Here is a 13,182-nt window from a genome sequence, read left to right as displayed (position 1 = left end):
GAGGGGTTTGCGGCATGGCTATTCCGGATTATCAGAAGTTGATGTTGCCCTTATTAAAGTTTTTCGAAGATGAAAGTGAGCACCATATTCGAGAAGCGAATGAAGTGTTAGCTGATGATTTCCAGCTGACGGAAGAAGAACGAGCTCAATTGCTGCCGAGTGGAAAACAACGTATATTTAACAATCGCGTCAATTGGGCGAATACTTATTTGAAAAAAGCAGGATTATTGGAATCTAAACGAAGAGGATATTCAAACATTACCGAACGGGGACAAGACATTTTAAAACAAAATCCTCAAATGATTACTAGAAATTTTCTGATGCAATTTGAATCATTTACTGAATTTCAACAGCCATCCTCATCTCGACAGGAAGCTAAAAATGAAAGAAATCGATCTTCAACATTGGGTAATGATAATCAAAGCCAAACCCCCTACGAGTTGATGGATCAGACCAATCAGATTCTAAAAGATGATCTTGCAGAACAGCTATTAAAGACCATTAAAGAATGTTCTCCAGAATTTTTTGAGGGATTAGTTGTCCAATTACTTGTTAAAATGGGCTATGGAGGTTCGTTGAAAGATGCAGGACAAGCGGTTGGTAAAAGTGGTGACGGAGGCATCGATGGGATTATCAAAGAGGATCAACTTGGATTAGACGTCATCTATTTACAAGCGAAACGTTGGGAAGCAGTCATTGGCCGCCCGGAAATTCAAAAATTTGCCGGCGCACTCCAGGGGCGCCGTGCGAAAAAGGGTGTTTTTATAACAACCTCCTCATTTACCTCCGAAGCAAAGGAATATGTAAATTTTATTGACAACAATATTATTTTGCTGAATGGTCAGGAGTTGTCTCACCTCATGATTGATTATAATCTGGGCGTCTCTACTAAGGAAACGATCAAAATTAAAGAGATCGATTCGGATTATTTTATGGAAGATTAAGCAGTGCGTTTGGCTTGGTAGGTTAAAGATGAAGGGTCGGGCCATTCACCCGCAACCACTCTTTTCGCTTTTCATAATCTGGCAGAATGCTATGCACGGTACCCCAGAAGTTCTTGGAATGATCGGCGTATTTAAGATGAGAGAGTTCATGAACAACCACATAATCCAGAACGGATACGGGAGCCATTACGATTTTCCAATTTAAATAGATGGCCCCTTCTTTTGTACACGATCCCCAACGCATTCGCTGGTCTTTGAGGGAAACTTTGCTAGGCGAGACATTTAGTTTTTCGCAATATTGTTTCGCCCGTTCATTCACTTTTCGCTGGCCATATTGTATGTACCAGTTTTTAAATAGAATATGAAGCTGGTCGCATTTTTCATTGTTTGTGATATTTTCGGGGATGTAAGCGTAAAATTTCCCGTTTTTAAATGCAAGTTGAGCATTGGAACGATCACCTTCATTGTAAACCTTTAGACGATACTGCCTTCCCAAGTATGGAAACTTCTCTCCACTCACGAACTCTTTAGGAGTAGATGGTATAGCAATTTCGTTAAACTCGTACCATTTTTCAATGATCCAGGGTGCTTTTTTCCGAAGGACCTCATGTAGTTTTTCCGTTGAAATATCAGGTGGAGCCGTCACCTGTACCCCATCCAGCCACTCAACTGCAATCGAAACATCTTTTTTATGCGCTTGGTAATGGAGGGAATAATCGATCGTTGTGTTGCCGTAGTTGAAAGATGGCATAGGGGAATCCTTTCCTTTGAAGGTTTGATCAGTTTACACTTATTGTAGCACATATGACCATGCAATGAAGTGTAGTGATGGTGAGGGGAAACACACTTTTATGCCGATATAAAATGGGAGGCGTTTAAATGGAAAACCGATCCAATATTCTTATGTATCAAACTGAAGACGGAGATACAAAGATCAATGTCAGACTAGAAAATGAGACCGTATGGATGACACAAAAAGGGGGCGCTGAGTTATATCAGAAAGGTGTTAATACAATAAATGAGCATATTAAGAATATTTATGCTGAGGGCGAACTGGATGAAGATTGAACTATTCGGAAAAACCGAATAGTTCAAATGGAAGGTAAGAGAGAGGTTGAAAGAGATGTTTCATTTTACAATCTCGAAATTATCCTCTCTGTTGGATACAGAGTTCGTTCACACCGTGGTACACAGTTTCGACGGTGGGCAACTGAAAGATTGAACGAGTATTTGGTTAAAGGCTTTGCCATGGATGATGATCGACTTAAAGAAATACGGAATATTGGTGAAGATTATTTTGATGAATTACTTGAACGAATTCGAGACATCCGTGCTTCAGAGAAAAGGTTTTACCAAAAGATCACTGATATATATGCAACTTCCGTGGATTATGAGCCACAAACTGAAATTACCAGGGAATTTTTTGCAACAGTCCAAAACAAGTTACACTTTGCGATCCATGGATATACTGCTTCAGAGCTCATTGCTAAAAGAGCGAATGCGGAAAAAGAAAATATGGGATTAAACTCATGGAAAGGTGAAAGAGTTCGTAAAAGTGATGTAACGATAACCAATAATTATTTGACAGAAAATGAATTAGATTCACTAAACAGAATTGTCACGATGTATCTTGATTATGCAGAAGATCAAGCCAAACGTCATCAACCTATGTATATGGAAAACTGGACGGATAAATTAAATGCTTTTCTTAAATTTAATGAACGCGCCATCCTGGAAAATGCAGGAGAAATATCAAAAGAAGTTGCGGGCCAACTCGCCATAAGTGAATACGATAAATATCATCAACACCGCTTAAGCGTGGATCAAAGAGGTGACTTTGAGGATTTTATCAAGAATAAACGATTAGATAAGTAATTTTCAGAGGACTTTTAATAATAGATTTAGTCGTGAAATGGTATGATCAAATGCCAAATGATGTAGGGCATTGTTACCATTGCAAAAGATGTATATGCCGGAATAATTTTTCCGGGTAATAGGACGAAGGTGAAAAAATGGCATCGAAAAAGTACCAAACAATTGTCGTTGGTGGCGGGCTGGCAGGGATGTCGGCAGCAAACACGCTTCATAACAAAGGCATTGATTATAAAGTGATTGAGGCTAGCAACCGCTCCGGTGGGAAAGTTTTATCCGATCGGCAAAATGCTGATGTTTTCTTTGAGTTAGGCCCTCAATTTGTAAATAAGGATATGACAGAAATGGCTCGTTTGATCAAAGCATCAGGTATGGAGATAAAAGAGACGGATATGCCTGAAAATGCTATTTCCATTAGCTCAATGAATCAAGAGATCGATAACCTTACTGATTTTGACACTCGCTTAGATGATTGGGACGGTCAAGTTGATGAACGCTTGTCTGCTTTGTATGATCGGTTTTTTGATGATGAGGGTGTCAAAAAGATCATCAGCAGCAATCAAGCCGAGCTTTTAAATATCCATCCGGACCATATAAGCGCAAGGGCGTTAAAAGAGGTCAATGCTCGTTACGAATCGGAAATGAGTGACCTTACGCATCAATCATCAGGGCCGTTAAATCAAGTGATTAGCTATTTAGAGAAAAATATAGCCGGTAATATTTTTTACAATGAGCCGGTTCAGCAAGTTGTAGAAACGAATGAAGGATGTACGATTATAACCGGTGCGGGCGAGTACGAAGCAGCGTCGGTGATTGTGGCGGTTCCTCCTACCGTTGCTAGTCGCATTTCTTACAGCCCCAATCTGAAGGATCAGTACCAAGAAGCATTAAATAGTTATACAGATGGGGCTATTATTAAGGCTTCGTGGGTGTACAGACAGCCTTTTTGGCATAACCATTTAGTTAATGGTGAGGTAAAACGAATACAGGAAATCATTTACACAGATCCCAAAGGTGTCGTCGTCATGGATTCTTCCAAAAAAGGGGAAGAACACCGATTAACCATGTTTATTGGAGCAGACGAGGCAAAAAAATTAGATCAAGAAGGGGAGGAACACCAAAGACGCATGGCGAATCAATTATTAACTGAAGTTTTCGGCGATCAAGCAAAAAACTACGAAGCTATGGCGTTAAGTGCTTGGGTGAATCATCCGTATTGCGGGGGAGGATATGGTGCCAGTGTCCATATTGGAGGCAAGGTTGACGCTGCAGAAACGTTAAGAGAACCATTTCATCAGTTCGCTTTCGCTTGTAGTGAAATTGCAGAAGCTTTTCCTAATTTTATGGAGGGGGCTGTTCGCTCGGGACAGCATGCAGCGAATAGGATAGCTAAGGAGAAAAGGTGACGTGAATGCTGGCTGGTCTTTTACTTTTTATATTAATTGTTTTACCAATTATACTCGTCGTATCCATGCCTTCCATTCTTAATGTTGCGGAAAAACGGTTATGGATGGTTGCACGATGGTTGTATGACAATTGGATTCAGAAATCACGGTTTAACGTAAAGCGAATCCTGTTTGTTTTTCAAATCGTGATGTATGTCCTCTTAATTGGGCAGATTTTATATCTATTATATGAGGTTTATAGTAATCAAGACTATCCACTTTCCATTATTGCTTCATTGGCTTTTTCAATTGTGGTAATCTTTATACTAAGAGATTTAACAACCCTGAGCCAGGGGCATGGGAATGTCATAGGAGCAAGAGAGAAACAACAAATCATCATAATAAATGTGCAGAGTTTCGCTATCCATGCTTGGTTCTTTTGCATGTTTCTTGGAATGTTACCTGTTTTACCGGATAATCCTTTGTTTTTTTATGTAGCCCTGTTGTTGCTTCCAATTTTATTAAGTTCGTTTGTTCATCTCACGGACTTTCTCAAAAAACCTACAAAATATAGGCGGACAGGTGCATATTTCATCATTATTGTGGTAGCCAGTATCTCTTTTTATCAAGAATTTCTGTCATTAATGACTGAAGCAGAAGCAAATATTGCGATCGCCTTTCTGGTTCCATTCTTCATTACCATCTATTCAGCTTTGGACGGTTTCTTATTCAATTTCCTTCCACTCGTGCAACACTGGCCGATTTTTCAGAAGATCAAAAAAGAGATTCGTACGGGAAGGCCAACATCATTATCATAAGGAGTATACTATGCCCAGAAAACTCATTCTCAGCAGAAAAGGCTTCGATGGAAGCGCCGGCGGCAAACCGAGCCCGATTCTGGATAACAAGTTCGTGTCATTGCCGATCCCCAGCGCGGATTCCGGTTTCTTTTATAAAGATATGAAGTTTTCTTCCGAGGAGAATTATCTGAAGATCATGAAAGATTTGGGGATCAAGATGTATTCTGAGGCGCATCTGGATCCTGATTTGCAGCGATCGTTGTTGGACAATCGTCCGGAGGAATGGCGGGGGTTGTTTGGCCAGTCCGGGATTTCACAGGGCACGTTACATAATCGGGCTGTCGGGGAAGGCGATATTTTTCTTTTCTTCGGGTGGTTTAAAGAAGCGAGAAAAGAAGATGGCGTATGGAAGTATGTCCCGCATGCCCCTGATGTCCACGCGATTTTCGGATATTTGGAAGTGGACCGTGAGCTGGATATCCGGGTAGGGGATTCGATACCTTCGTGGGCCGCCTATCATCCGCACATTAAACACAGCCATGAACATGCGAAAGGGCGGAATAGTGTTTACGTGGCGACATCGACGTTCAGCAAGCATGCCAACCAGCCGGGGTGGGGGTCTTTTCACTATGATCCCCGGCTTGTCCTGACGCACGAAGAGAAAACTACCCGGTCGTTTTGGAAATTGCCTGCTTGTTTTCAAGGCGAGCAAGATCAATTCACGTCCAGAATAAAAACATGGAATGTGCTTCGCGACGGTATGGTCGAAATGCAAACGGTCGGAAGGGGAGACCAGGAAATGTATGTGAGCAGTAATCCGGAGGTTGTGGCATGGGCGGAGGAGTTGATTATGAAGTGTTCGGTGTATGAATAGGGGGAATGAGTGATATGGAGGAGATCGCGATGAAAGATAACACTTTATACAGCGCTTTTAACCACTGGGAGGAACTCAGTTCAACGACCAAAGAGATTATGGATGAAGAGGCTGCCAAACGAGAATTCGAGCTACGAGCGCAAGAGGCAGAGGAAAAAGGAGAAAAAAGAGGAGAGGAGAGAGGGATAAAAAAAGGCCAGAAAAAATCACAAGAAGCGATTGCCCGTAAACTGATAGCAGAGGAGTTGGATCTCGATCTAATAAGGAGAATGTGATAGAAATGCAGCGCGAGATGGAGGAATAAAACAACATAAGTTGCGAAAGTGCCAGAAAAATCCTGGAAAGTGCCAGAATAAGATATATAAGTGACAGATTATCACCGTAAAGTACCAGAATAAGATCCGAAAGTGCCAGATTATACCCATTCCAATAGTTTTATTCTTAAGTATCATTAAAAAAGCTCCCGCCAATAAGCGAAAGCCTTTTGCGCATCTTATTCCTCAATCAAACCATTTTCCACCAAGAAATCATTGGCTACGGTTTCTTCCAATTCCGTATCGATGTCGACTTGAGCGTTTAAATCTGCCATTGTTTCCTCCGTCAAGAGAGGCGCGAGTTCAGCGAGTTCTTCCTCAATCTCCGGATGGGCGTCAAGGACGTCGTTCCGAATAATCGGCGCAGCATAATAAGGTGGGAAGTAGTTCATGTCATCCTCGATGATTTCCAAGTCATACGCCGGGATCCGGCCGTCTGTCGTAAAGGCTGAAATGACATCGACTTCTTCATTTTGAAGGGCATCATACATTAACCCCTCGTCCATTTGTTCATTGCCGCCCCATTCATAGCCATACATGTCATTCATTGGATCGAGTCCGTCCGGTCGTTCGGCAAAGTCCGCGTTATGACCGATCACGAGATTTTCGGCTTCGTCAACCAAATCGCTTTGATTGTCGATGTCGTCGGTGTCTTCTTCTCGCATGGCCAATGCATAGCGGTTTTCAAAGTCGAACGGTTCCAGCCAGGAAATATCAAATTCTTCATGATAGGCTTCTTGTACAGTATCGTAGATCTCATCCTCTTCCGGAGGATCCTCAGGGTCAATTTCTTCATCCAAAACGGTAATATATGACGTTCCGGTGTATTCCACGTAAAGGTCAATATCCTCGTCTTGCATTCCTTGAGTCAGCACATCGGTGCTGCCAACGTGGCAATCCCGATGACAATAACGGTAGACGTACGAATCCCGGCCATAATTACTGGCAAAGCCAAAGGAATCTCGATCTTCCTCAGAATTTGTCCGCGGGTCATCCCCATTCCGCGACCGGCATCCACGGATGATTGATCAACGTCAATAATCCCGGTATACGTATTTCTTAAAATCGGAAGCAATGCGTAGACCGTGAGTGCAAAAATCGCATTACTCGTTCCAATCCCCAATATTGGTAACATGAAACCGAGTAAAGCCAAGCTTGGAATCGTTTGTGCCACCGCAGTTACGCCAATTACAGGCTCTGCATAACGACGAATGCTGGTTAAAGCAACGCCAAGCGGTACAGAAATTAATACCGCGAATCCCATGGATATAAAGACAAGGAAAAAGTGCTCTTGCATAGCAACCCACACTTGATCATTGCGGACCGTGAATAATTCCCATAGTTCTAGAAGGAATTCCATCAGGAGCCACCCCCATGTTGCTCCCATTCGGCGATTCCGCGAATCATACTGGACCGAGTAATCAGTCCGATCAGTTGGTTATCGCTCGTGACAGGCAAATGATGAATGCCTTCATTTGTAAAAATATCGGCAATCTCCGTTAACAACGTGTCCGGGGTGACTTGGGGAAACTCCGTTTCCATCATCTCTGACAAATTTGTTCGCTTATGATGGTCATGTTTCTGCAACGTTTCTAACGTGACGTAACCGAGAGGCTCGCCGTCTGTTCCTTTTATGTAGAGTAGGCCGACGTTGCTCTTTTTCATATAGTTTAAAGTTTCAACCAAGTCGCGGTCCCCTCGCACAGTCGCGATGTTCTCGATCATAAGACTATGAGCGACCGGTGGCCCAAACTCCTTGTTCAACCTTTCTGAACCAATGAATTCGCGAACAAAGTCATTTTTCGGCTCACGTAAAATGTTATTCGGGGTGTCTTCTTGAATGATTTCACCATCACGCATAATAACAATCCGTTTCGCGATTTTGATGGCTTCGTCCATATCATGCGTCACGAAAACGATCGTTTTTTTGATTTCATTCTGCAATTTAACCAGTTCATCTTGCAGTTGCTCCCGGCTGATCGGATCCAATGCGCTAAAGGGCTCGTCCATTAAAATAATCGGAGGATCTGCCGCCAAGCCTCGAATGACCCCGATTCGCTGTTGCTGGCCGCCAGACAATTCACGGGGATAACGTTTTTTAAACGTTCCGGGATCCATTCCGACCAAATGAAGCAATTCATCGACACGCTTCATGTATCGTTCTTTTTCCCATTTTTTTAACTTGGGCACAATCGAAATGTTTTCTTCGATCGTCATATGTGGCAGAAGACCGATCTGTTGGATCACATAGCCGCTGTCCCGCCGTAATTGCACAGGGTTCTTTTGCTCAATATTTTCCCCGTTAATCAAAATTTCCCCTTCCGTAGGGTCGATCAGTCGATTGATCATCCGCATCGTGGTTGTTTTTCCACAACCTGACGGACCGATGAGGGTAACTAATTCTCCATCGTTAATGGTCAAGTTTATATTTTTGAGGGCTTGGAACCCGTCATCAAACGTTTTGCCGACATTTCGGAACTCAATCATAGCATCACGCTTTCTAGGTAGTAATTCATAAAGATAGAGCGCCAAATTGCGTACAAAGAATATCATACACGATTCAAGACTTAAAATACAAGGTTTAGGTCAATTAGACAATCTGTGTTCTATTAAGTAGAATAGGATTATTGTATCTTTTATATTTATTATTTTTGGAGTGATAGTTTGTATGGGTGGCATATTTGCCATGGCTGGGCGATTACCTGCGGAAAAAAAGAATCAAGTGTTGCAATCGATGACCCACCGTGGTCCGGACGAAGGGGACGACATCGTATTGGATGCTTTTCATCTCGGTCATCGAAGGTTGTCGGTCGTTGATGTTAATAATGGAAAACAACCAATCGCAAATGACGATCGCACAAAATGGATCGTTGTTGACGGCGTCATTTATAATTATCAAGCTTTAAAAAACGAATTGCCGGATACAACCAACTACGTAATTGAATCAGACAGTGAAGTGCCGCTTAAATGGTATGAACAAGAAGGTCCGTCAGCTGTCAAACGTTTAAATGGCGCATTTGCTTTCGTAATTGTGGATTCGGGGCAAAAAACCTTCATGGCAGCCAGAGATACGCTTGGCAGTAAACCACTTTACTACGGGGAAAATGAAGAAGAAGAGATGGTTTTCGCTTCGGAGTTGAAAACGTTGTATATCGTAACCGCTGATGTGCATGAATTTCCGGCCGGGCATTATTATACCCCGGAGGAAGGCTTTGTGGAATATCACCGTATTCGGCAACCGGCTGAAAACGAAATTTTTTCTACTTCTGAATCATCGCAAATGCTGGAAGGCATTCGTAAATCCCTTGGCCAAGCGGTGGAAAAAATGTTGATGGCGGATGTAGAGGTTGGCGTTCTGCTAAGCGGGGGGCTGGATAGCAGTCTAATTGCCATGTTGGCAGATGAACGCCGAAAAACAAAGCAACCTCTCAAGTCTTTTTGTGTCGGTAGCGCAGACAGTGAAGATGTGCGGCGAGCACGTGAAGTTGCCGAAGAAATTGGTACGGAACACTATGAGTATATTTACACCGAACAGGAATTAATCGACCAGCTGCCGGAAGTCATTTATCACCTTGAGTCTTTTGATGCTTCGCTCGTCCGAAGTGCCATTCCTACGTATTTTGTGTCAAAATTGGCAGCCAAACATGTGAAAGTGATTCTTTCAGGGGAAGGCGCGGATGAATTATTTTCAGGATATGATTATTTGAAAGGCATCAAAGACACGCATAAGTTAAATGAAGAATTGATTCGGATCATTAACACGCTCCATAACATTAATTCCCAACGCACAGACCGTATGAGCATGGCGCATTCCCTGGAATTGCGCACGCCATTCCTTGATTTGGATATGATCACGTACGCCATGAAAATTCCCGCTGAACTAAAATTAAAAGATGACCAAATCGAAAAATGGGTGCTGCGGCAAGCGTATGACGGTGCTCTCGCAGACGAAATTATCTGGAGAGACAAGGCCGAATTCTCCGAAGGGAGCGGCGCGCTGGATATTCTCGAAGCTTACGCTGAAAAACAATACAGCGAACAAGAAGTGGAAGAAGCAAGGCAGGAAAATGAATGGGTCCGCTCCAAACAGGAACTTCTTTACTACCAGATTTTTAAACGCTACTTCCCTGACCGTTCGATTCTTTCAGCCGTCGGCCATTGGGCAACGAGCTGACCATTTCTATTAATACTAGTTAGAGGCTGCTTATCGTAAGGACGGGATGTCGCTTCCATGGCTTTGCTTTCCGCGGTACGAACGGCCAAGCCTCGTCGCGCAAGAAGCACCATCCCTCGCATGTTGATCATAAGGTGCAATGGTTTAGCCGTGAGCGGCCATTTTTCTTCCTACTAATCAGGGCAAGCCCTTGCTACAGAAAGAATTTTTTCATTTCAGCAAACCCTGGTTATGTGAGATGCAAAAAGGGGTATAAGAGTTATAGATGACTCTTGCGATCATTAGTTAAAGAATCTAATGAAAGAATGGTGATATCAATGGGAAAAGTAACAAAAGCAGTGGGGGTAGCCGGAGCAGTTGCCGGGGCCGCTTATTTGTCGAAAAGCGAGAATCGTCAGAAAGTGAAGCGACAGCTAGCGAAAATAACGGGAAAGGAAAATTCGTCTTATCTCAAAAAATTAGGCAAGCCTTCAGACATAGACGATGCCAACATGGTGGACGAAGGCGCGATGACAAGTGTTCAATATTATAATCGACTTCAGGAGGAAAAAACGGAGGAAAATTAACTTGTTTGACCGCTGGCGAACAGTGCAATGGTTTGCTAGTGGTCTTTTTTCTTATCTCTTTCTTTTAATCATGTGGCCGTTATGCAGGTTCGTTTTACCCACGGGAACTGCGTATTTTAACTAGAACGTCGGTTCAACTTATCTAGTTCTCGGTCGTGTTCCCCTATTTTACGGTCAAAAAAGAGAAGGTCTTCTTTGGTTGCCATCTTTTTTTTCACTGCGTTCAAGTCGATTGCTATCGCCTCTATATTAGAACCCAGTGCGTCCACCTTTGCCTCTGTTTCTTCTTGCCCGTCGCGAAGGGCTCTTGTGATTTGCTGCAACTCCGAGATAGACTCGCGCATGCCGGTTTGGGATTCTTGTAATTCTGTAACCGCTGTGAGGATTTTTTCAATTTTCTGTTCCATTGAAATCATTATAAATCTTCCCTTCTATGTTAGTATATATTACTCACTATTATATTATATCATATCATCTTTTTATCGAGACGTGAGAATTTTTCGTAAAGCGTTGCTTCCCGAGTGGTATAATATCTATACGGTCAAAGTCCTTCACAATAACGGGATAATGTCCGAGCTTGAACCATCCACGGTACTGAAATTTTTAATCGCATAAGGAGTGTTTTACGATGACGATTCACCACCATCATCACCCGTATACAACCATTCACGATTTTTCTTCTCACAAGCATTACGGTTGGGACCGTTCGATCGCGCCAATTGCCGAAGTCGATAGTGGGCAGGCAGTTCAGTATCAAATTACAGAAGCTTCGGACGGACAATTTACGAAACATTCGACGGGTGAGGACGTTAAAAATATTGATTTCGGAAAAGTGAACCCGGTGGCTGGTCCCGTTTATGTCAAAGGCGCCGAGCCCGGCGATACATTGGAGATTGAAATGCTCGATTTTCGTCATTTGGAATGGGGATGGACGGCGCTGATCCCGGGGTTTGGTTTATTGGCGGACGAGTTTGAAAAACCTGCCATTAAAACATTTGATTTGACGCGAGTAAATAAAACAGAATTTTTAGATGGGATCGATATATTTTTGAAACCTTTCCCTGGGACGGTCGGTGTTGCCCTTCCTGAAAAAGAAAACTTCAGTGTAGTGCCGCCGCGAAAGAATGGCGGGAATGTCGATGTTCGCCATCTGACACGAGGCAGTAAATTGTATTTGCCTGTTTGGGTAGAAGGTGCCTTGTTCTCCATCGGTGACACCCACGCGGCCCAAGGGGATGGGGAAGTATGCGGCACAGCTATCGAAGCGTCGATGGAAGCTACCGTTCGCTTCAAGCTGCATAAAGGGAAATCGATTGCCGAGCCCCGTTATGAGATCCCCGGGCCTCCAACGCCTGAAGCAGATAGCCGCGGGTATTATGTAACGACGGGACACGGGGAAGATATAGTAACCGCGTCAAAGAATGCGATTCGCTATATGATTGAACATTTGGTCGATACGTATAAAATAAAGGACGAAGAAGCATATATGCTTTGCAGCATCGCGGTGGATTTACGAGTTAGCGAGATTGTGAATATGCCTCATTGTCTCGTCTCCGCATTTCTGCCCAACAGCATCTTTCGATGAAGGTTAACTAATTGACAGGCTCCCCCAAAAGGTCGACAGATCTGAGGGGAGCTTTTTGTAATTAAACATATCTGAACGTTTTATGTACATTTTCCAACAGACTTGTGTTATTATTTGCTCCCTTAGTACGATAGAAAAGGAATATAGTCGGTGCTATTCGTACGAGAAGGGTTTGATTTTCATGATTAAATCGATTTTTAGGTTTCTTATATCAGGGGGATTGTTGCTGCTAAGATTTCTTTTGGGAGGGGTCATGGCAGTATCGGGGTTTGAAAAATTATTGGACATTGGGCAGTATCTGTCTGCTTTTGACCCATCTCCCATCCCCGCTCCATTGGTTCATATAACGGTGATTATTGAAATGTTGGCGGGACTTATGCTCTTATTCGGCTTTTTTGTGCGCTTTTCTGCAGCGACTTTAGTCGCCCCGCTTATTGCTGCCATATTTATGCTTCCGTATCACCAGGGTTGGATAATAAATGGGTATACAGACATTATCGTGTTGATGGTAATCGCGGTTATTTTAATGAGCACAAAGCAACCATCCTTATCGTCGTCAACTCCTTCGGAACGTGGAGGTCTCCAGGGTTAGAAGGACTAATTCCCCCATAAGCGTACCCCCCTCCTGCATTTCTTCACCTCTTTGCACGAAAGGAACATAAAAACAA

Annotated in this window: 15 protein-coding genes and 1 pseudogene; 11 read left to right on the top strand and 5 right to left on the bottom strand. The window is 43.1% G+C overall.

The genetic code is table 11. The annotated features are described in order from the left end of the window. Window positions 1-14 precede the first annotated feature (14 nt). Window positions 15-944, top strand: coding sequence for a restriction endonuclease (locus EPH95_RS05900; protein ID WP_142088159.1), 930 nt, complete (start codon window positions 15-17; stop codon window positions 942-944). 22 nt (window positions 945-966) lie between these two features. Here the strand turns inward: EPH95_RS05900 and EPH95_RS05895 are convergent, their stop codons facing one another. After that, a complete protein-coding gene (locus tag EPH95_RS05895; protein ID WP_142088157.1) occupies window positions 967-1,695 on the bottom strand; it encodes a M48 family metallopeptidase in 729 nt (242 codons plus the stop codon). A 128-nt stretch (window positions 1,696-1,823) separates the two neighbouring features. Between EPH95_RS05895 and EPH95_RS19440 the strand changes: the two genes are divergently transcribed. The 6 genes from EPH95_RS19440 to EPH95_RS05870 all read left to right on the top strand — a co-directional run bounded on the left by EPH95_RS19440 (window position 1,824) and on the right by EPH95_RS05870 (window position 6,150). Continuing rightward, entirely contained in the window at window positions 1,824-2,012 is a 189-nt protein-coding gene (locus tag EPH95_RS19440) for a virulence RhuM family protein (protein WP_264371996.1), read from the top strand. A 3-nt stretch (window positions 2,013-2,015) separates the two neighbouring features. Then, window positions 2,016-2,819, top strand: coding sequence for a virulence RhuM family protein (locus EPH95_RS05890; protein ID WP_405127453.1), 804 nt, complete (start codon window positions 2,016-2,018; stop codon window positions 2,817-2,819). Between the two features lie 137 nt (window positions 2,820-2,956). Beyond that, window positions 2,957-4,222, top strand: coding sequence for a flavin monoamine oxidase family protein (locus EPH95_RS05885; RefSeq protein ID WP_142088155.1), 1,266 nt, complete (start codon window positions 2,957-2,959; stop codon window positions 4,220-4,222). Between the two features lie 5 nt (window positions 4,223-4,227). Continuing rightward, complete coding sequence (locus EPH95_RS05880) at window positions 4,228-5,019, top strand: hypothetical protein (RefSeq protein WP_142088152.1); 792 nt, start codon at window positions 4,228-4,230, stop codon at window positions 5,017-5,019. 10 nt (window positions 5,020-5,029) lie between these two features. After that, the gene (locus tag EPH95_RS05875) at window positions 5,030-5,875 is read left to right on the top strand and encodes an Nmad3 family putative nucleotide modification protein (protein WP_142088150.1); all 846 of its coding nucleotides are present in this window, start codon (window positions 5,030-5,032) and stop codon (window positions 5,873-5,875) included. A 5-nt stretch (window positions 5,876-5,880) separates the two neighbouring features. Next, window positions 5,881-6,150, top strand: coding sequence for a hypothetical protein (locus tag EPH95_RS05870; RefSeq protein ID WP_142088149.1), 270 nt, complete (start codon window positions 5,881-5,883; stop codon window positions 6,148-6,150). 218 nt (window positions 6,151-6,368) lie between these two features. Here EPH95_RS05870 and EPH95_RS05865 read toward each other — a convergent pair whose 3' ends face one another. From EPH95_RS05865 to EPH95_RS05855, 3 genes and pseudogenes are all read right to left on the bottom strand, one after another. After that, entirely contained in the window at window positions 6,369-7,049 is a 681-nt protein-coding gene (locus EPH95_RS05865) for a glycine betaine ABC transporter substrate-binding protein (protein WP_227004068.1), read from the bottom strand. Between the two features lie 23 nt (window positions 7,050-7,072). Beyond that, a pseudogene (locus EPH95_RS05860) lies at window positions 7,073-7,549 on the bottom strand (ABC transporter permease); the annotation flags it as partial. Further along, a complete protein-coding gene (locus EPH95_RS05855; RefSeq protein ID WP_142088144.1) occupies window positions 7,549-8,676 on the bottom strand; it encodes a betaine/proline/choline family ABC transporter ATP-binding protein in 1,128 nt (375 codons plus the stop codon). The pseudogene EPH95_RS05860 and the gene EPH95_RS05855, both read right to left, overlap by 1 nt. A gap of 199 nt (window positions 8,677-8,875) precedes the next feature. Here EPH95_RS05855 and asnB point away from each other — a divergent pair, with 199 nt between their 5' ends. Continuing rightward, window positions 8,876-10,363, top strand: a complete 1,488-nt coding sequence (asnB, locus tag EPH95_RS05850) for an asparagine synthase B (protein ID WP_227004067.1) — start codon at window positions 8,876-8,878, stop codon at window positions 10,361-10,363. Between the two features lie 317 nt (window positions 10,364-10,680). After that, window positions 10,681-10,929: a hypothetical protein gene (locus tag EPH95_RS05845; RefSeq protein WP_142088139.1), complete on the top strand. Its 249-nt coding sequence runs from the start codon at window positions 10,681-10,683 to the stop codon at window positions 10,927-10,929. Between the two features lie 116 nt (window positions 10,930-11,045). On the opposite strand, the gene EPH95_RS05840 is transcribed toward EPH95_RS05845, so the two are convergent. Next, window positions 11,046-11,336: a hypothetical protein gene (locus EPH95_RS05840; RefSeq protein ID WP_160141640.1), complete on the bottom strand. Its 291-nt coding sequence runs from the start codon at window positions 11,334-11,336 to the stop codon at window positions 11,046-11,048. A 221-nt stretch (window positions 11,337-11,557) separates the two neighbouring features. Between EPH95_RS05840 and EPH95_RS05835 the strand changes: the two genes are divergently transcribed. Both EPH95_RS05835 and EPH95_RS05830 read left to right on the top strand, forming a co-directional pair. Beyond that, window positions 11,558-12,514, top strand: a complete 957-nt coding sequence (locus EPH95_RS05835) for an acetamidase/formamidase family protein (protein ID WP_142088135.1) — start codon at window positions 11,558-11,560, stop codon at window positions 12,512-12,514. An 82-nt stretch (window positions 12,515-12,596) separates the two neighbouring features. Next, window positions 12,597-13,106 carry a DoxX family protein gene (locus EPH95_RS05830; protein WP_142088133.1) on the top strand — a complete coding sequence of 170 codons (510 nt, stop codon included), beginning with the start codon at window positions 12,597-12,599 and terminating at the stop codon, window positions 13,104-13,106. The last annotated feature ends 76 nt before the right edge of the window (window positions 13,107-13,182 follow it).

It is taken from the genome of Salicibibacter halophilus (assembly GCF_006740705.1).
GTDB classification, from domain to species: Bacteria; Bacillota; Bacilli; order Bacillales; family Marinococcaceae; genus Salicibibacter; species Salicibibacter halophilus.
The sequence above is the reverse complement of the archived record's forward strand: the minus strand, read 5'-3'. Positions and strand labels throughout refer to the sequence as shown.